Genomic DNA, 18,068 nt, shown 5'->3' with positions numbered 1-18,068 from the left:
GTATGGGGGTCAGCCCTTGACGGCGCCGGCCATGGCGAACGAGCCGCCAGACAGCCGCTGGACCAACAGGTAGAGCGCCAGGACGGGAGCGGCGTAGAGGATCGAGAAGGCAGCGAGCTTGCCGTACGCGACCGAGCCGTAGGTCCCGAAGAAGTTGAAGATCGCCACCGCAGCCGGCTGGTGCTCCGGGCTGAAGATGAGGACGAACGGGACGAAGAAGTTCCCCCACGCCATCGTGAAGGCGAAGATGAAGACGACCGCGATCCCGGGTCGCATCAGCGGCAGGACGATCCGGACCAGGGCCCGCATCGCGCTCGCGCCGTCCACCCACGCCGCCTCCTCCAGGGAGATCGGCACCGAGTCCATGAAGTTCTTCGTCATCCAGATCGACATGGGCAGCCCCGCGGCGGCCATGAAGAAGATGGTCCCGGGCACCGAGTCGAGCAGGTGCAGGTACACGAAGAGCGAGTAGACCGGCACCATCATCGCGGTGATCGGCAGGCCGGTCGCGAAGAGGATGGTGTACAGGAACGAGCGCCGGAACCGCATCTGGTAGCGCGACAGCGGGTAGGCCGCGAGCACCGAGACGACGATCGTGATGAGCGCGGTGCCCATCGAGATGACGAACGAGTTCCACAGCGGCAGCAGCGTCTGCTCGTAGGTGAACACCGACGAGAAGTTGTCGAACGTGGGGTTCGACGGGACCTTCACACTGACGGTCGCCTTGGGGTCGAACGCCGCGAGCAGGATCCAGCCGAGCGGGATCAAGAACGTCAGGCCGATGAGCCCGAGGATCACGGTCGAGACCCACTTGGTGTTCCGGCCACGCGGTGAGGCCAGAGCCGTCTTCTCCCGCAGCGTCGGCGGGACCACGGGGACCGGTGTGTCGATGACAGCCATCAGTCCACCTCCGGCTTGAGCGCCTTGATGTACACGATCGAGAACAGCGCACCGATGAGCAGAGTCACGGTCGCGATGGCGGTGCCGTAGCCCACTTGCGAGAACTTGAACGCCTCCTGGTACGCGAGCACCGGCAGGGTCGAGCTCTTGATGCCGGGTCCGCCGCCGGTCATCACCCAGATCAGCGTGAACACGCCGAGCGTCTGGAGGGTCGTGAGCATGAGGTTGGTCGAGATCGACCGCCGGATCATGGGCAGCGTGATCTGGAAGAACCGCTGGAACATGTTCGCCCCGTCGATCTCCGCCGCCTCCGTGATCTCCGGTGGCACCTCGGCGAGCGCGGCGTTGTAGACCATCATCGAGAAGGCCGTGCCGCGCCAGATGTTCGCCAGGATCACGGCGAACATCGGGAACGAGATGAGCCACGTCGTGTTGGCCACCCCGAACCAGCCGAGTATCGCGTTCAACGTGCCGTCGGTGGAGAAGAAGGCGTAGAGCGCGAACGCCGCGACGATCTCCGGCAGCACCCACGCGCAGACGACCAGCGCGCCGACGATGGACCGCATCGGCTTGGCGGCCGACCGCATGAGCAGCGCCAAGAGCATCCCGAGCACGTTCTGCCCGATGACCGCCGACGCGAACACGAACAGGACCGTGAGCCACAGCGAGTTCCAGAACTCCGGGCTCGTGAACAGCTTGGTGTAGTTGTCCAGGCCGATGAACTCCGGGTTCGCCGCCTTGTAGCCCGTGAGGGCCGTGTTGGTCAGGGAGCCGTACAGCGACCAGATGATCGGGCCGGCCAGGAAGATCGCCAGGAGGGCGACAGCGGGGCCGAGCGGGAGGATCCGGAAGAACCCCTCGCGGCGGGACCGCCGCCGCGGCCGGGGGGAGGGCTGCTCCCCCCGGCCACGACCTGCCTGTGCAGGCAGTGCGAGATCAACCACCAGATCAGTCCGAGGTGGTCTTGTCGTCGCCGACGATGCCCTTGACGGCCTCGTCGTACGCCTTCGCCGCGTCTGCGGGCGACTGCTGCCCGGTGGCGACGGCCTCGGTGGCGACCTGGATGTTCGACGAGATCTGCGAGTAGTCAGGCGTCGCCGGACGGAAGTGCGTGACGTCGACCAGGTCCGAGAAGAACTTGAAGGTCGGGTTGTACGCGATGTACGCCGGGTCCTCCGCCACGTCCTTGCGGACGGCGATCTGGCTGTTCTCGGTGTCGTACTTGAAGGTGTTCTCCTTGTTCAGCGCGGTCGTGATGAAGTCGAACGCCGCCTGCTTGTTCTTGGCGTTCGCGCCGACCGCGAGCGTCCAGCCACCCGACATCGAGTTGAACTTCGGGTCGGAGCCGTCCTGCGTCGGCATCTTGGCCAGGCCGAGCGTGTCGTTCCACTCGGGCCACGCGTTGTCGCCGGAGATCCAGCCACCGGGCTGCCACGAGCCGTCGATCGCCATCGCGAGCTTGCCCTGCGGGAGGAGCTCGGTGCTCACCTTGCTGCCGATGGACGCGTCGAGCGCGAGGTCGAGCGGCGTGCCGAGACCCTCGTCGTAGACCGTCTTGTAGAAGTCGAGCGAGTCCTGGAAGCCCTTCGACCCCACGACCCACTTGCTCGAGTCGGTGTCGTACAGCGTGTCCTTGGTCCCGTACAGGAGCATCTCGAAGCCCTGCATCGTGGTGGCCTCACCGGCCGCCTTGCCCGCGTAGATGTTCAGCGGGATGGCGTCCGGGACCTTCTCCTTGATGGTGCGGGCCGCGGTGAGGATGTCGTCCCAGTTGTCCGGCTGCCAGTCGGCGGGGAGGCCGGCCTGCTCGAAGATCGTCTTGTTGAAGTAGATGCCGCGGGTGTCCGTGCCCATCGAGACGCCGTACGTCTTGCCGTCGTCGCCGAGGCCGGCCTGCTTGGCGTTCTCGTAGAACTGGGAGTCCCAGTCGCCCCACTTGGCGAGGTAGTCGTCGAGGGGAGCGAGGTAGCCGGCCGCCGCGTCCGAACGGATCTGGAACGTGTCCTCGTAGATCACGTCGGGGGCGGTCGAGGGAGAGCCGTTCATGAGGGCGAGCTTGGTGAAGTACTGGTCCTGCTCGGCCTCGATGGGCTGCAGGTCGATCGTGATGTCGGGGTTGTCGGCCTCGAACTGGGTCTTCGCGACCTGCAGCATGTCGTCGAGCTGGTGGAACGCGGTCGTCTTCTGGTACGCGACCTTGACCGTCGTGGCGCCGCCGCTGGCGTCGTCGCCGCTGTCGCCGTCACCGCTGCTGCAGGCGGTGAGCGCACCGAGCGCCACCACCGAGACCACTGCCATTGCTGACTTGAGACGCATGGGGGCTCCCTTGCTCCTGTGCTTCCTCGCGTGCAGGGCTTCGTCGCCGCACGTCGGTGGTAAATATTAACTCGAAAGGACTTATTAACGTCGAGACCATACACGTCTCGGAACGGTAACGATCCGGGACGGGTCGTTCAGACCGGGCAAAACCGGTCAGGCGAGGAGCATCAGGTCCGACGGCCGCGGCGTGAACGCCTGGCTCAGGAGCAGGCAGCCGGCCCCCACGGCACCCACCTGCGGCCCCAAGGGCGATCCCAGCACGGCGATCGAGTGCGCGCCACCGGGCACGTGGTGCTCCGAGACGTGCTTGGCCATGCCCGGCATCGCGTGCCGTTCCATGCGGGACCAGAGGGGTCCGCCGACGATCACGGTGTCCAGGTCGCACAGGTCGGTGATCACCGTGGCGGCCATCCCGAGCCGTCGGCCGGCCGTCTCGAGGACAGCGACCGCCCGCTCGTCGCCGTCGTCCGCGGCCGCGCAGAGCGCGGTGAAGGCCAGGTCGATGTCGCGGGGGTCGGTCATGTCGCCGGTCGGCATCCCGACCCCGGCGGCGAGCCCCTGCTGGACCAGCATCTCGGCCCGGAGCAGCGCGCCGAGGCAGCCCCGCTTGCCGCACTCGCAGTCCGGCCCCGAGGGGTCGACGACGAAGTGGCCCGACTCGCCGGCGTTCCCGGAGATGCCCCGGACGACCTCGTCGCGGATCACCAGCGAGAGCGCGACACCGGTGCCGAGGTAGAAGAACGCGAACTCCGTGGACCGGTGCACGCCCGGGTTCCACAGGTGCGCGGACGCCGCCGCGATCGTGTCCTTGTCCAGCATCACGGGCAGGTTGGTGCCGGTGGCGACGTCGTCGCGCAGGGGGACGCCGTGCCAGCCGGGCAGGTGCGGCGGGTCGAGCACCACGCCGCGGTCGACGTCGATGGGCCCCGGGGTGGCGATACCCACGCCGAGCAGCAGGGACCGGTCGATCTCGGCCGACTCGATCAGGTCCTCGATGGCGCCGACGATGCCGGCGATCACCTGGTCCGGCTGGTCCGGCAGGGGTGTCGGCATCTGGGACTGCGCGACCGGCGTTCCCGCCAGGTCGAGGATCACGAACGTCATGACGGCGGGGTCGAGGTGGACGCCGATGGCGTACCGGCCGCTCGGGTCCAGGTGGAGCAGCGTGCCCGGCCGGCCCGGCCCGGGGCGGGAGCTCTCGCCCTCCTCGCGGACCAGCCCCTGCTCGAGCAGGCGACGGGTGGCGTTGGTGACCGTCTGGGCGGACAACCCCGTGCGCCGGGCGAGCTGGGCGCGGGTCAGACCCGAGTCGGCTCGCCGGACGACGTCCAGGATCACCGTCTGGTTGAACCCGGCCACGCGCGGCAGGTTCGTCCCTCGGCGCATCGCAGTCTCTCCCGTGGTGGTCGTCGTCGGCCGTGCTCTGTGACGGTCGCACAGGTGTTCCCACCGGTTCGCGCCCGCCGAGCGGGGCCATCATGTCACCGCGCCTGCACCTTGCGGCTACCCCCGTAGCCCGGTCACCGTGTCGCGGACCTGCGGAGCGGTACCGTGCGCTCGTGCGGACACGACTGGCTGACCTCGCCATCCAGGCCGGCGTCAGCACGGCCACGGTCTCCCGCGTGCTCAACGGCAAGCCGGGTGTCTCCGACGACGCGCACCAGCGTGTCCTCGCCGCCATGGACGTGCTGGGCTACGAGCGACCGACCAGCCTGACCGCTGCCCCGATCGGGCTGATCGGGCTGATCGTGCCTGAGCTGACCAACCCGGTCTTCCCCGCTTTTGCGCAGGAGATCGAGACGCTGCTGTCCGCGCGAGGGTTCACGCCGCTGCTGTGCACGCAGTCGCCGGGGGGCACCACGGAGGCCGAGTACGTCGACGTGCTCCTGCGGCACAACGTTGACGGGATCGTCTTCGTGTCCGGGCTGCACGCGGACTCTCGCGCGGACCTCTCGCGGTACAAGCGGCTCAGCGCGAGCGGGATGCCGATGGTGCTGGTCAACGGGTACGCGCCTGACATCGACGCGCCGTTCGTGTCGCCCGACGACGTCGCCAGCATCGAGCTCTCCGTCCGGCACCTGCAGTCGCTGGGCCACCGCCGGATCGGGCTCGCGATCGGCCCCGAGCGCTTCGTGCCGGCGCACCGCAAGATCGCCGCGTTCACCTCGGCGCTGGTCGTGCGGGGGCTGGCCGCCGACGAGACCGAGGCCGCCACCCACGTCGCGACCTCGCTCTACACGCTCGAGGGCGGGCAGGCGGCGACCACCCAGCTGCTGGCCGCGGGCCACACGGCGATCGTCTGCGGGTCGGACGTCATGGCGCTCGGTGCGCTGCGGGCCGCGCGGTCGTCGCGCCTGCGCGTGCCGGAGGACCTCTCGATCATCGGGTACGACGACTCGCCGTTCGTCGCGTACACGAACCCGCCGCTGACCACCGTGCGGCAGCCGGTCGAGGCGATGTGCCGCGCCGCCGTCGACGCCCTGCTCTCGGAGCTGGCCGGCGACCACGTCACGCGCACCGAGCTCCTGTTCGCGCCCGAGCTGATCGTCCGCGAGTCGACGGCCGCCGCGCCGGTGTAGGCACGGCGGCCGTCGGCACTGTCGCCGACCTCAGCTGCGCCAGGTGTCCGTGAAGGTCACGGTCCCGCCCGGACCGACGGTCCCCGTGCGGTTGGCGCCGGACTCCCAGGTGACGTTCCCCGAGGCGTCCTTGCGGATGTACTTGTACTGGAACGACGTGCCCGCGGGCAGGTCGACCGTGGCCGCCCAGACCGGGTAGGTGGCCGCCGACAGCGGCTTGGCCGCGGCAGTGCTCCACGCGCCGAGGCCGGCGGCGTCACCGACGACGTAGATGTTCTGGCCGAGCACAGTGGTCGCGGTGACCTTGAACGTGGCCCCGCTCGACGCGACCGGGCCGTTGCACGGGTTGCTCGCCGTGACGGTCCCCGCGGACACCGCGACGTTCGCCCCCGAGAGCGAGTAGTCGCGGGACCCGTTGTTGTCCCACGTGCCCGAACCGTTGGTGAAGGCGGCGGTGATCGTCTCTCCGCCGGTGGTGATCGTCCTGCTCACCCACCCTGCGCAGGCTGCTGTCAGGTCGACGCCCGGTGCCGTCGTCCACGCACCTGTACCGATGCGGTAGTGGATCTTGTACGTGCTCCAGCCGCCGGCGGTCGAGTAGAAGACGGTCGTGGTGGTCACGCCCGGATCCGGGTTGCCACCGGTCGTCGTCGCGCCCACGTGCAGGGCGACCGCGCCGTTGGCCGGCACCGTCGTCGTGAAGGAACCGCCCGCGACGGTGACCTTGGCCGAGCAGTCCGCGGCCGCGATCACGTTGCAGTAGGTGCCGGCGGGCAGCGACGTGGTGAACGTGCGCGTCACCGGCGAGCCGGAGTTGTTGATGGCGACGTAGCCCTTGGACCCGCGGCCGAAGCCGATGAGGTTGGACCCGTCGTCGGTCCAGTCGGTGACGCCCGTGCCGGCCACCGCGTTGTGGAAGCCGACCATGCCCGAGACGTCGGTCCAGCGCTGCACGCAGGTCCAGTCCGCCGACGCGCAGCTGGCGTCCGGCACGTCGGTGCTGGTGGATCCCGGGGCACCGGCCTGCGGGTCGCTGAACCGGTAGCCGGTGTAGACCGCCGGCGAGCCGTAGGGGTAGGCGAGCATGAAGGTGTTGGCGAGGTTGTAGCGCGCCCCCGACTTGTACGTCAGGGTCTGGCCGTTGCGCTCGGTGTCGTGGTTGTCGACGAACACCCCGGCGTTCGCCGAGGGGATCAGTCCGTCGGCGATGGTGCGCAGGCCCGCGATGCTGCCCTCGAACCGCGACTTCAGCGTCCGCGCGTAGGTGAACTCGTGCGTGTCCCCCGAGCCCCAGTACTCCGAGGGCTGGACCGGCTCGCCGGAGGCGCCGATGACCTCCTCGACCCAGTAGATGTTCGGGTTGCTGAGCCGCGACTTGATGGCTTGCAGGTCCGCTGCGGGCATGTGCTTGGCGGCGTCGATGCGGAAGCCCGAGACGCCCAGGCCGATGAGGTCGTTGAGGTAGCCCGCGATCTTGCCGCGCACGTAGTCCGAGCCCGTCCTGAGGTCCTGCAGCGAGCTGAGCCGGCAGTTCTGCACCTGGTACCGGTCGCCGTAGTTCGCGATGTCGGTGCGGCAGGTGTTGTAGTCGTCGTACCCGTACGGCACGCCCGGCGTGGAGTCGACGCCGTACGGCGTGCCGGCGACGCCCACGCCGCTGCCCCGGTCCGCCCCGGTGGTGTGGTTGACGACCGCGTCGACGATGACGCCCACGCCCACGGCGGCGCAGGAGTCGACCATCGCCTTGAACTCGGCGCGGGTGCCGAGCTTGGACTCGATCTTGTAGCTGACGGGCTGGTACGAGGTCCACCACTGCGAGCCGGTGACGTTCTCCTGCGGCGGAGAGACCTGGACGTAGCCGTAGCCGGCCGGACCGATGCTGGCCGGGCACTCGGACGCGATCGCGTTCCACGTCCACTGGAACATGTTGAGGATCACGTCCCCCTTGGCGTGCACGGGGGCGGAGGCGCTGCTCGAGGTCGAGGCCGCGACCAGGCCGGTCACGGCGAGTGCGGCGGCCGCCGCGAGCGCGGCCAGGCGGTGCTGTCGGGTGGCGATCGTCGTCGTTCGCATGGGGCTTCCCTCTCGGACGGACCGGCACCGTTGCCGGGTCCTCGGAGATGCGCTTGCAACGTTGCTGCAAGTTGCATCGTTGTTGCAGGACCGTATCAAAGGGAGGGGGGATCGGTCGAGGGCGGACGTTCATCTCGCTGCGGGTTGTCACACTCACGACGGCCGGCTGCTACGGCTTCGGCGAGACGATGACGACCGACCTGGCTGTCGGTGGTCTGCGGCACGCTGAGCACATGGATCCTGTGCGGGCTGCGGTCGAGGGACACATCGGCGACGAGGTGCGCGGGGCCGCGTGGCTCGTGGACCGGGGTGGGGCCGTCTCGGCCGGTGCCGCGGGCACGTCGACGCGCGACTCGATCTTCCGCATCTCGTCGGTGACCAAGCCGATCGTCGCCGCGCTGGCCATGACCCTGGTCGACGACGGCACGCTGGTCCTGGACGACCCGGTGGACGTGCTGCTGCCGGAGCTCGCCCACCGGCGTGTGCTGCGGACGCCCGGGAGCCCGCTCGACGACACGGTCCCGGCCGATCGGCCGATCACCGTGCGGGACGTGCTGGAGTTCCGGCTGGGCATCGGCATGGACTTCGCCGGCCCCTACCCGGGCACGGTCCTGGGCGCGCTCGCCGAGCGCGGCCTGGCCGTGGGGCCGCCCGCACCCCAGCACGGACCCGCACCCGACGAGTGGATGCGGGTCCTCGGAACCGTGCCGTTGGCGTTCCAGCCCGGCGAGCGCTGGCTCTACAACACGGGCGCGCAAGTGCTCGGGGTCCTGGTCGCGCGGGCGGCGGGGCGACCGCTGCCGGCGCTGCTCGAGGAGCGCGTCACCGGTCCCCTCGGCATGCCGGACACGGCGTTCCACGTGCCGGCCGACGAGCTCGGCCGGCTCGGCCCGCTGTGGTCCGGTGGCGACGTGTACGACGAGCCCCGCGGGCAGTGGTCGCGGCCGCCCGCCTTCGCCGACGCCGGCGGCGGCCTGGTCTCGACCGTCGACGACCTGCACGCGTTCGCGACCGCCCTGCGCGACGGGGCGCTCCTGCCGCCCGATCGCGTCGCGGAGATGGTCGAGGCCTCCGTGGACCCGCACGACGCCGAGGGCACCGAGGGGTGGGGGCTGGGGATCGGCGTCGCGGTGGCGGACCGCGCCGACGGCCGGCACGCCGGGACCTACGGGTGGGACGGCGGAATGGGGTCGACGTGGTGGACGGACCCCGTCACCGACACGGTCGCGATCCTGCTGACGACGAACTCGTGGGCCTCCCCGCAGCCCACGCCGATCTTCACGGACTTCTGGCGGGCGGCGTTCAGCGCGGAGGCAGGACCGTCAGCCGCACGGTGACCGTGTCGCCCAGCTCGATGTCCTCGGCCTTGCGCACCCAGTCCTTCAGGGGGATCACGTAGAGCCCGTCCTTGGGCCACAGCGCGGTCTCCCAGGCCGTCGACCCGATCATGAGCTGCACCGGGATCATGCCCCAGCCGTAGGTGACCGCCGACGAGACCGCCTTGATCGCACCCGCCTCGGGCTGCTGGACGGTGACGAAGTGATACGGCGCCGGACCGCGCCAGTGCCACACCTCGCCGGTGATCTCGAACTCCATCGCGCCAGGATCTCGGGCGCGGGGTGTTGGGCACAATGGCCCACGTGACGCGACGGTGGTGGGTCCTCGGTGCGGTCGTCGGCGTCGGCGCGGTCGTGGCGGCCGTGCGCAGCCCGTGGCCGTCGGCCTTCGTGATCCGTGCGGCGTTCACGAAGGGCGGCCGCGAGACCGACGCGCGGCTGCGGGAACGGGCTCCGTCGACAGTCACGCGCACCGCCGGGGTGGGTTACGCGCCCGGCGACCGCGACGCACTGCTCGACGTCTACCGGCCGACGGACGCGACCGTGGACCTGCCGACCGTCGTCTGGGTGCACGGTGGCGGGTTCGTCGCCGGGAGCAAGGACCAGCTGGTCGGCTACCTGACGATCCTCGCCGCGCAGGGATACACGGTGGTCGGCGTCGACTACACGCGCGCCCCCGAGGCCACCTACCCGACGCCCGTGCGCCAGGTCATGGCCGCGCTCGGACACCTCGCGGCACACGCCGGATCGTTCGGGATCGACCTGTCCCGCGTGGTCCTGGCGGGTGACTCGGCGGGCGCGCAGATTGCCGCCCAGACGGCGAACATCCTGGTCAGCCCGTCCTACGCGCGGGCGGTCGGGATCACACCGACCATGAGGCCGGTCATCGGGACCGTCCTGTTCTGCGGCGCGTACGACCTCTCGCTCTCGCGCGGCTCGTCGCGCGCCGGCGACTGGTTCGTCGCGACCGTCCTGCGCGCGTACCTGGGCACGCGGCGCTGGACCAGGTTGCCGGGCGCCGAGTACTTCTCGCTCGTCGACCACGTCACCGCGGACTTTCCTCCCGCGTTCGTCTCGGCCGGGGACGCCGACCCGCTGCTGCCGCACTCGTCCTCGCTCGTCGCCCACCTCATCGACGCCGGCGTCGAGGTGGAGACGCTCTTCTTCGAGCCTGGTCGCGGTCTCGGCCACGAGTACCAGTTCGCGCTCGACACCGATGCCGGGGCCGAGTCGTTCGACCGGATGACCGCGTTCCTGCGCCGCCGGATGGGCTGACCCGGCCCAAAACTGCTTGTCGCATCCGAATGTCGCTGGTCGACTGGCGCCGTGACCCGCATGCACGCCGACGAGCTCGACATCCCCGTCGACCTCGTCGAGAGGCTCGTCGCGACCCAGCTGCCGCAGTGGGCCGGGCTGCCCGTGCGACGGGTCGCGTCGAGCGGCACGGACAACGCGATGTTCCGGCTCGGCGACGAGCTCGTCGCCCGCATGCCGCGCATCCACTGGGCGTCCGGGAGCGTGGACCACGAGGCTCGGTGGCTGCCTCGGATCGAGCTCCCCGTGACGATCCCGCGGCTGCTCGCGGTCGGGGTGCCGGCGGAGGGTTATCCGTGGACCTGGTCGGTGCTGACGTGGGTGCCGGGGCACAACCCCGTGCTGGGCGCGCTTCGGGACCCGGACGGGCTGGCGCGTGACGTGGCCGGGCTGGTGCGGGCGGTGCGCGCGCTCGACCTGCCCGGGGGTGAGCAGAAGGCCGGACCGCTGACGGCCCGCGACGCCCAGGTCCGCGTGGACATCGCCGCGCTGGCCGACGACATCGACGGGCCGCTGGTCACCGCGATCTGGGAGGACGCGCTGGCGACCGCCGAGTGGACCGGTGAGCGCACGTGGGTGCACGGCGACATCGCGCCCGGCAACCTGCTGCTCGTCGACGACCGGCTGACGGGTCTCATCGACTTCGCGGGCATCGGCGTCGGCGACCCGACGCTGGACCTCGGGATCGCGTGGGACCTGCTGCCCGCGCCCGCCCGGTCGGTGTTCCGGGAGTCGTTGGGGGTCGACGACCCCGACTGGAAGCGCGGCAGGGCCCGCGCGCTCGCGCAGGCCCTGGTCCAGCTGCCTTACTACCGCGACACCAACCCGGTCCTCGCCGCGAACGCTCGGCACGTGATCGCCGAGGTCACGGCGGACGCCACGACGAGCTAGAGCGACTCCGCGATGCGGGCGATCGCCGACAGCCGGCGGTCCCACTCCGCGCCGATCGCCTCGAGCGCGCGGGCCGTCTGGTTCAGGCGGGAGCCGAGCGCGCGGTAGCGGATCTCGCGGCCGACGCGGACCGGCTCGACCAGGCCCGCGTCCGCGAGCACGGTCAGGTGCTTGGCGATGGCCTGGCGCGTGACCGGCACGACCGTGGCCAGCGCGGACGCGGACAGGTCGGCGCGACCGAGCTCGGTCAGGATCGCCCAGCGCGTGTCGTCCGCGAGCGCGGCGAAGACCGGGACGAGGGTCTGGTTCACGCGGAGCCCTCGAGGTAGGCGACGAGCTCGTCGAGCTCCTCGGTCCAGCCCTGCCGGTTGGAGTTCATGGCCTCGACCGGGTCACGGCTGAGCAGCCCGAAGCCGGACTCGACGACGGACAAGATCGTCGCGTCACCGTCGGGGACGAGCGTGTAGCGGACCTGCGTGGAGTTCTCCGGCGTCATGTTCGACGGTTCTCCTGCGCGGGGCGCGGGCGGGGTGCCCCAGGTGAACGCGAAGACGGCGGGCTCGTCGTACTCGTCGATGCGGACGGGGAACTCGCCGTAGCCCTCGAACCCGAACGTCCCGGTGCCACCGACGCGCAGGTCGGGCAGCTCCGCGGCGTTCCCGAGCCACTCGGTGATGAGCTCCGAACGGGTCAGCGCCGCCCAGACGCGGTCGGGCGTCGCCTTGATGTGCACGGTGCGCGTGATGCTGAAGTTCTCGCTGTCGATGACGGCGGCGGGCTGCTGGGCCATGGGTCGTTCCCTTCGTGCGGACGTCGTGTGCAATCACACAGTTGCACATTGTTCCGCCGAACGGCAACCCCTCAGTTGCAGATCGGGTATCGCGGTGGACTCACAGAGCGGTACGGCGCATCATCGACGTGCCGCGCGGCGAGCGCGGGAGCGACGACGACGAGGTGCACGACGATGCAGCGAGGAAGCGAGGCGGCCGTCCTGGCCTGCTCGGGCAGCGACCCGACGCCCGCGGCCTGAACGGCCGGCGGGCCACGTCCGCCTGCCCTCCCACTCGAGAGACATCGACATGCTCCCCCTGACCGAACCCCAGATCCGCGCGTCCTTCGTGAACTGCTCCCGCGGCGAGGCGTCCAAGCTCACGCTGCCCGCCGACCTCGACGAGACCCGCTGGGACCGCCTCGACTACTACGGCTGGATCGACCGCAAGGCACCGCTGCGGTCCTACGTCGTCGTCCCGGTGGACGACGCCGTCGTGGGCATCGCCCTGCGCGCGCCCGAGGACGCCGCCAAGCGCAAGCGCGCCGTGTGCGCCTGGTGCGAGGACGTGTACGCGACCGACGAGGTGTCGCTCTACGTCGCCCGTCGCGCCGGCGCTTCCGGTCGCAACGGCGACACGCTCGGCACCCTGATCTGCACGACGTTCGGGTGCTCGCGCAACGTCCGCCGGATCCCCCGGATCGTCGAGGCCGGCGACGACCCCGACGGCCTCGTGCTGCGGCGGATCGACGGGCTGCGCGAGCGGTCCGTACGGTTCGCCGAGGAGGTCCTGCGCGGTGCCTGACCGCGGCGCCGCCCTCGCGGAGCGCTACTACCGGCAGGTGGTGCGCCCTCTGGTCCAGGGGCGCTGGCCGGGGTTGCCGCACACGGCGGCCCGCCTCGGCGGCGGGTCGGACGTGCTCGGGTACGACGACGAGGTCTCGCGCGACCACGACTGGGGGCTTCGGCTCGACCTGCTGGTCGAGCCTGGGCTCGTCGCGGACGTCGACTCCGTGCTGGAGCTCGGGCTGCCCGACACGTTCGAGGGGCACCCCACCCGGTTCGCGACGACCTGGGACGCCTCGTCGCGCCACCGGGTGGCCGTCGGCACGGTGGACGGGCTCGTCCGGGGTCGGCTCGGGTTCGGTGCGTCCGAGCAGCCGGACCTCGCCGAATGGTTGTCGGTGACGGGTCAGGCGGTGCTCGAGGTCACCGCCGGCCCGGTGTTCGAGGACGCCGAGGGGCGGCTGGCCACGGTCCGGTCGCGCCTGGCGTGGTTCCCCGACGACGTCTGGCGGTACGCGGTCGCCTCCGACTGGGTGCGGGTCCGCGAGGAGCTGCCGTTCGTCGCGCGGACCGGCGCCGGCGGCGACGAGCTCGGTTCGCGGCTGGTCGCGGCGCGGCTCGTGCGGGTGCTCGCCCATCTCGGCTACCTGCTCGACCGGCGCTGGCCGCCCTACGCCAAGTGGTTCGGACGCGGGTTCGCGGAGCTGCCGTCGTCGTCGGTCGCCGCCGACGAGCTGCGCCGAGCGCTCGCCGCCGCCGACTGGCCGCAGCGCGAGGACGCCCTGTGTGCCGCCGCCGAGCTCCTGCACGCGGTCCAGCGCGATGCCGGGCTGCCGGTCGCCGAGACCGCCGTGGTCCGGTTCTTCGATCGCGGCTCACGGGGCATCGGGCGCGTGCCCGATGCCGTGACCAGCGCCGTCGTGGACGAGGACGTGCGGGCGTTGCCTGTCGGCGTCGGCACGGTCGAGCAGTGGGTCGACGACGTCACGGTGCTCATGGACCCGTCACGCCGATTACGTGCGGCGCGGGCAATTCTGGACCGCTAGCGTCGACGGATGGCAGTGATCCTCGACATCACCATCTCGCTCGACGGCTTCGTGACCGCACCGAACGCCGGGCCGGACAACGGGCTCGGCGACGACGGCCTGGCCCTGCACGCCTGGGCGATCGGCGACCGGACCCCCGAGGACCTGCGGATCCTGTCCGCGGCGACGGAGGCAACGGGCGCCGTCGTGATGGGCCGCAACACGTTCGACGTGGTCGACGGGCCGGGCGGCTGGAACGACGACCGGCACTACGGCGCGGACCAGGGCGAGGTCCCTCCGCCGTGCTTCGTCGTGACCCACGAGGCGCCGGCGCACGTGCGGCTGACCGACCGGATGACGATCGTCACGACGGGCCTGCGCGACGCGATCGACCAGGCCGTCGCCGCGGCGGGCGACAAGCACGCCGTCGTGATGGGCGGCGGGTCCGTGTGCGGTCAGGCGCTGCGCGAGGGTCTCGTCGACCGCGTCCACCTGCACGTCGCTCCCCTGGTGCTCGGCGCCGGGACGCCCTTGTTCGACGGCGGTCCGCGGGTCGAGCTCCGCCTCGACGAGGACGCCACGGTGGTGACCCGGAACGCCGCGCACCTGGTCTACGACGTGGTCCGTTGATGCCGGTGATCGTCCGCCGGATCCGCGCCGAGGAGTGGCCGCAGGCGCGCGCGCTCCGGCTCGACGCGCTCCGCGACCCCGACGCCGACCTCGCCTTCCTCGACACCTACGAGCACGCGGCCACGTTCCCCGACGAGCTGTGGCAGGGTCGCGCCGCCGCCTCGGCGCTGGGCGACGACGCCGCGCAGCTCGTCGCGATCGATGACGACCTCTGGGTCGGCTCCGTGACGGTCCTGGTACAGCGGGCCGGCGCGCAGGACCACCACGGCCGGCCGATCGGGCGCAGCCGCGCCCTGCTCGTCGGCGTCTACGTGCGCCCCTCGCACCGCGGCACCGAGGTCATCGCGGACCTGCTCGACGCTGCGGCGGACTGGTGCCGTTCGCGGGACTTCACCGAGCTCACGCTCGACGTCCACCGCGACGACGCCCGCGCGATGGGCGCCTACCGACGGGCCGGCTTCGTCCCCTCGGGCGTGGCGTTCACCAGCACGATCGGCCCCGAGATCGAGATGGCCAGGGCTCTGTGACGACCGTCTACCTGCCCGGCGCCCTGGGTTCCGACGAGGTGGCGCCGGTCGTCCGACGCCACCTCGCCTGAACGGTCAGCCGTCGGAGGGGGTGGGCTCCGGCTCCGGGGACTGCGTCGGCTCGAGCAGGGCGGCCAGCGCCGCCTGGAACGCCGCGATGGTCGCCGCGTCGACCGCGCCCGTGGGCGGGACACCGAGGGTCGTCTGCGCGGAGGCCAGCGCGGCCGTCAGCTCGTCCGTCCACACCCCGTCGACCGGCCCGTCCCAGAACCCGGCGAGCTTGAGGGTCTGCTGCAGCGCTGCGGTGGTGATCGCGGTCGCCTGTGCGGCGGCCCCGCCGGCGGCCTCGAGCTGGGCCCGGAGCGCGGCGTCGGTGGCCTTGTCCACGGTGCCCGTCTGGGGCAGCCCGTTCGCGGCCTGCAGGTCGATGACCGCCTGGACCGTCAGCGGGCCGTAGATCCCGTCGATCGGACCCGTGTAGTAGCCGGCGGCGGCGAGCGACTGCTGGAGCGCGATCGTGTAGTCGGCGATGACGGCGGAGGCCTGACCCTGCCGCTCGTCGGTCAGGCAGCCGGACTGGGCGAACAGCTGGATCCAGGAGATCTCGAGGGCCACCACGGCGGCGTTGAACTGCTCGGACGCCTCGGTCAGCGGGGTGTCGTCGGAGATGCCCTCCTGCGTCGACGTGAAGTCCGTCTCGGCCTGCTTGACCCGGTCCACCGTCGCCGCCGGGAGGATCGGCGTCGCGCTCGGGGTCGGGGTGTCCTCCGGGGCGGGCGGCTCCTCGCCGGCCTCCTTGGCCTCAGCTGCCGCCACGGCGGCCTCCGCGTCCGCGACGTCCTGCTGGGCGGCGGCGACGTCGTCGCGGGTGCTGACCACGGTCGTGGCTGCGTCCTGGGTCTCGGTGCTGGGGTCCTTGAGGTCCGAGCCACCGCTCTTGACGTCACCGACCGTGACGGCCGACTGGTTGAGCAGGTCGCCGTAGCGGTCGAGCGCCCTGATGTACGACTCCGCCGACGTGCAGAAGGCGGAGGCAGCATCCGAGGCCGCAGCGTTGGCGGCGTCGAGCGCCTCCTGCTTCTTGGTCAGGTTCGCCTGCGCGAGCGACAGCTCGGACTCCGGCGTCTCCTCCGGATCGTTCGAACCGCTCGTGCAGGCGGCCGTGAGGAACAGCGTGGCGGCGACCAGGACCGCGCCGAGCCGGGCAGATCGCTTCTTCGTCCGGGCGTCCACAGGAGCCCCTCCCTCTCGCGCGACGTGGCGGTGCACGACGGTGTGCACGGCCTCGGGACGGTGCCCCGAGAGCGACGGTAGCGGGTGAGCGGACCGAAACGTCAGAGTTTGCTGCGAATTCGCCGTTTCGACCGTTCTTCCAGGTCAGCCGCGTGACTCGAGCTCTGTCAGGTCGCGTTCTGCGTACCGGCGGTGCCACCACTCCTCGTTGAGCACGACGCGCAGGCACTGCCGGGCGGTGAACGTGTCGCCCTCGTCCGGCCACCCCGGACCGACGAGCGGGGCGCACGCGACGTCCAGCGCCTCGTCGGTCAGGCCGTCGACGACTCCCCGCACGAGCGCCATGGCCTCGAGGCGCAGGGCGAGAGCCTCGTCGAGCGACGGACGGGCGTCCCGGTCGTGGGGCACGCCCTCGCGCGGCGCCATCTGGTCCCACGGCAGCGACATCGGGTGCCACGGGCGCGGGTCACCCAGGACGGCGCGCCCCACCCAGGACTCGGACGCGAACGCGAGGTGGCGCAGGGTCTGGATGAACGACCACTCGCCGTCGACGGACTCGTGCAGCCGCTCCTCCGGCAGCCGGCGCGCACGCTCGACCGTCTGCGCCCACATCCGCTCGTCGATCGCCCACGCCTCGCGGAACCCGTCGGCCGTCGTCGGCCGGAACGCAGGGCGCTCGGGGTAGCGCCGGTCCAGCTCCGCCTCGACGAGCGGAGCGACGTCGACGCCGTTGAGGACGAGGTTCTCGAACTCGCCGTCGATCCTCGTGTTCGAGATCTCGACGTCACGCATGACGACGCCGTGGAACCCGACCGAGCGAAACGTGGCGCCGGTGAGGTTCACCATCGAGAACTGCGCACCCGTGAGGTCGACGTCGTCGAAAATCGCCTTCGGCTCCATGAGGCAAGGCTAGGAGCAACGTCTGACATCGGGAGGATTCCGGCTTAGGCTGGCGTCAACCGCCCTCACCCCACGGAGCCCCCGTGACCGACCTCATCGACCGTCCCGCGGACCTCGACGACTGGTTCGAGCGTCCGGTCATCACGCGCATACCGCCGCGCCCGCCGGTCGACGAGGTCGCGCCGCTGTCCGCCACGGTGCGCTACCCGCCCGGTCGGGTGCCCGACGTCGAGGACGCCGTACCGGTCCCGAAGCGGGTGCGCGAGCCGCGGGTGTGGATCCGCTCGCGCGTCTTCGCCGGGCTGCTCGGGGTGTTCCTCGGTGGCCTCGGGCTGCACCGGATGTACCTCGGGTACTACCGCCGCGGGTTCACGATGCTGGCGATCTTCTTCATCGGTGGGTTCTTCACGCTCGGGCTCGCGACGCTGGTCGTCTGCCTGGTCGGGTTCACCGAGGGGCTGCTCTACCTCGCGTCGCGACGAGGCCGGTTCGCCCGCGACGCGCGGGGTCGACCGCTGCGCGGCTAGCCGCCGTAGACGCTCTTGAGCAGCTCGTAGACGAGCACGCCCGGCCAGATCAAGGCCTTCGGGACCGCGAGCACGAACTCCCAGAACGTGTCGGCGTCCTGGAAGTAGTAGACGGCCGCGCCGATGAACCCGAATCCGTAGACGACCCCGCCGCCGGCACCCTTGGCCGAGTCCTTCGCCATGTCGGGCCCCCTTCGTTGTCCGCGCTGACACGGTCCTCCGCGCGGTGGGCCGCGGTCAAGCCGCGTCCACCGGGAC

The 18,068-nt window shown here is 71.2% G+C and carries 20 protein-coding genes; 9 read left to right on the top strand and 11 right to left on the bottom strand.

Going from position 1 to position 18,068, the window contains the following annotated elements:
- Positions 1–9: 9 nt before the first annotated feature.
- From AC1DZC_RS09960 to AC1DZC_RS09945, 4 genes are all read right to left on the bottom strand, one after another.
- Positions 10–900 (bottom strand): carbohydrate ABC transporter permease, encoded by an 891-nt coding sequence (locus AC1DZC_RS09960; RefSeq protein ID WP_477037607.1) that lies wholly within the window; start codon positions 898–900, stop codon positions 10–12.
- A complete protein-coding gene (locus tag AC1DZC_RS09955) occupies positions 900–1,844 on the bottom strand; it encodes a carbohydrate ABC transporter permease (protein ID WP_477043132.1) in 945 nt (314 codons plus the stop codon). The genes AC1DZC_RS09960 and AC1DZC_RS09955 overlap by 1 nt, the downstream gene beginning before the upstream one ends.
- A 4-nt stretch (positions 1,845–1,848) precedes the next feature.
- Positions 1,849–3,216 carry an extracellular solute-binding protein gene (locus AC1DZC_RS09950; RefSeq protein WP_477037608.1) on the bottom strand — a complete coding sequence of 456 codons (1,368 nt, stop codon included), beginning with the start codon at positions 3,214–3,216 and terminating at the stop codon, positions 1,849–1,851.
- 156 nt (positions 3,217–3,372) lie between these two features.
- A complete protein-coding gene (locus tag AC1DZC_RS09945; RefSeq protein ID WP_477037609.1) occupies positions 3,373–4,605 on the bottom strand; it encodes an ROK family transcriptional regulator in 1,233 nt (410 codons plus the stop codon).
- Positions 4,606–4,778: 173 nt separating this feature from the next.
- Here AC1DZC_RS09945 and AC1DZC_RS09940 point away from each other — a divergent pair, with 173 nt between their 5' ends.
- Positions 4,779–5,798 carry a LacI family DNA-binding transcriptional regulator gene (locus AC1DZC_RS09940; RefSeq protein WP_477043131.1) on the top strand — a complete coding sequence of 340 codons (1,020 nt, stop codon included), beginning with the start codon at positions 4,779–4,781 and terminating at the stop codon, positions 5,796–5,798.
- A gap of 30 nt (positions 5,799–5,828) precedes the next feature.
- Here the strand turns inward: AC1DZC_RS09940 and AC1DZC_RS09935 are convergent, their stop codons facing one another.
- A complete protein-coding gene (locus AC1DZC_RS09935) occupies positions 5,829–7,871 on the bottom strand; it encodes a carbohydrate-binding module family 20 domain-containing protein (RefSeq protein ID WP_477043130.1) in 2,043 nt (680 codons plus the stop codon).
- A gap of 233 nt (positions 7,872–8,104) precedes the next feature.
- Between AC1DZC_RS09935 and AC1DZC_RS09930 the strand changes: the two genes are divergently transcribed.
- On the top strand, positions 8,105–9,208 hold the full coding sequence (locus tag AC1DZC_RS09930) for a serine hydrolase domain-containing protein (RefSeq protein WP_477043129.1): 1,104 nt from the start codon (positions 8,105–8,107) through the stop codon (positions 9,206–9,208).
- Here the strand turns inward: AC1DZC_RS09930 and AC1DZC_RS09925 are convergent.
- Positions 9,174–9,467 carry a DUF1905 domain-containing protein gene (locus tag AC1DZC_RS09925; RefSeq protein ID WP_477043128.1) on the bottom strand — a complete coding sequence of 98 codons (294 nt, stop codon included), beginning with the start codon at positions 9,465–9,467 and terminating at the stop codon, positions 9,174–9,176. The two genes, AC1DZC_RS09930 and AC1DZC_RS09925, sit on opposite strands and share 35 nt — an antisense overlap.
- 44 nt (positions 9,468–9,511) lie before the next feature.
- Here AC1DZC_RS09925 and AC1DZC_RS09920 point away from each other — a divergent pair, with 44 nt between their 5' ends.
- Entirely contained in the window at positions 9,512–10,483 is a 972-nt protein-coding gene (locus AC1DZC_RS09920) for an alpha/beta hydrolase (RefSeq protein WP_477043127.1), read from the top strand.
- A 60-nt stretch (positions 10,484–10,543) separates the two neighbouring features.
- Positions 10,544–11,413 (top strand): aminoglycoside phosphotransferase family protein, encoded by an 870-nt coding sequence (locus AC1DZC_RS09915; RefSeq protein ID WP_477043334.1) that lies wholly within the window; start codon positions 10,544–10,546, stop codon positions 11,411–11,413.
- Here the strand turns inward: AC1DZC_RS09915 and AC1DZC_RS09910 are convergent.
- Positions 11,410–11,724: an ArsR/SmtB family transcription factor gene (locus AC1DZC_RS09910; RefSeq protein ID WP_477043126.1), complete on the bottom strand. Its 315-nt coding sequence runs from the start codon at positions 11,722–11,724 to the stop codon at positions 11,410–11,412. The two genes, AC1DZC_RS09915 and AC1DZC_RS09910, sit on opposite strands and share 4 nt — an antisense overlap.
- Positions 11,721–12,203, bottom strand: coding sequence for an SRPBCC domain-containing protein (locus AC1DZC_RS09905; protein WP_477037615.1), 483 nt, complete (start codon positions 12,201–12,203; stop codon positions 11,721–11,723). The genes AC1DZC_RS09910 and AC1DZC_RS09905 overlap by 4 nt, the downstream gene beginning before the upstream one ends.
- A 289-nt stretch (positions 12,204–12,492) precedes the next feature.
- Between AC1DZC_RS09905 and AC1DZC_RS09900 the strand changes: the two genes are divergently transcribed.
- The 4 genes from AC1DZC_RS09900 to AC1DZC_RS09885 are packed head-to-tail and all read left to right on the top strand — an operon-like array spanning position 12,493 to position 15,150.
- Positions 12,493–12,987: an FBP domain-containing protein gene (locus tag AC1DZC_RS09900; protein ID WP_477037617.1), complete on the top strand. Its 495-nt coding sequence runs from the start codon at positions 12,493–12,495 to the stop codon at positions 12,985–12,987.
- Positions 12,980–14,014 carry a DUF4037 domain-containing protein gene (locus tag AC1DZC_RS09895; protein WP_477043125.1) on the top strand — a complete coding sequence of 345 codons (1,035 nt, stop codon included), beginning with the start codon at positions 12,980–12,982 and terminating at the stop codon, positions 14,012–14,014. The genes AC1DZC_RS09900 and AC1DZC_RS09895 overlap by 8 nt, the downstream gene beginning before the upstream one ends.
- A gap of 9 nt (positions 14,015–14,023) precedes the next feature.
- Positions 14,024–14,623 (top strand): dihydrofolate reductase family protein, encoded by a 600-nt coding sequence (locus AC1DZC_RS09890; RefSeq protein ID WP_477037619.1) that lies wholly within the window; start codon positions 14,024–14,026, stop codon positions 14,621–14,623.
- Positions 14,623–15,150: a GNAT family N-acetyltransferase gene (locus tag AC1DZC_RS09885; RefSeq protein WP_477043124.1), complete on the top strand. Its 528-nt coding sequence runs from the start codon at positions 14,623–14,625 to the stop codon at positions 15,148–15,150. Before AC1DZC_RS09890 ends, AC1DZC_RS09885 begins: the two co-directional genes overlap by 1 nt.
- Positions 15,151–15,225: 75 nt before the next feature.
- Here AC1DZC_RS09885 and AC1DZC_RS09880 read toward each other — a convergent pair whose 3' ends face one another.
- Together AC1DZC_RS09880 and AC1DZC_RS09875 are read right to left on the bottom strand one after the other, a co-directional pair.
- Positions 15,226–16,383, bottom strand: a complete 1,158-nt coding sequence (locus tag AC1DZC_RS09880) for a peptidoglycan-binding domain-containing protein (protein WP_477043123.1) — start codon at positions 16,381–16,383, stop codon at positions 15,226–15,228.
- A gap of 144 nt (positions 16,384–16,527) precedes the next feature.
- Positions 16,528–17,283, bottom strand: a complete 756-nt coding sequence (locus tag AC1DZC_RS09875) for a DinB family protein (protein WP_477043122.1) — start codon at positions 17,281–17,283, stop codon at positions 16,528–16,530.
- An 83-nt stretch (positions 17,284–17,366) separates the two neighbouring features.
- Here AC1DZC_RS09875 and AC1DZC_RS09870 point away from each other — a divergent pair, with 83 nt between their 5' ends.
- The gene (locus AC1DZC_RS09870; protein ID WP_477037623.1) at positions 17,367–17,810 is read left to right on the top strand and encodes an NINE protein; all 444 of its coding nucleotides are present in this window, start codon (positions 17,367–17,369) and stop codon (positions 17,808–17,810) included.
- On the opposite strand, the gene AC1DZC_RS09865 is transcribed toward AC1DZC_RS09870, so the two are convergent.
- Positions 17,807–17,992: a hypothetical protein gene (locus AC1DZC_RS09865; RefSeq protein WP_477037624.1), complete on the bottom strand. Its 186-nt coding sequence runs from the start codon at positions 17,990–17,992 to the stop codon at positions 17,807–17,809. The genes AC1DZC_RS09870 and AC1DZC_RS09865 overlap by 4 nt on opposite strands.
- Positions 17,993–18,068 lie beyond the last annotated feature (76 nt).

The organism is Cellulomonas sp. P2_B4 (assembly GCF_056404795.1).
Note: the sequence above shows the minus strand (reverse complement) of the source record. Positions and strands in the feature narration are given on the sequence as shown.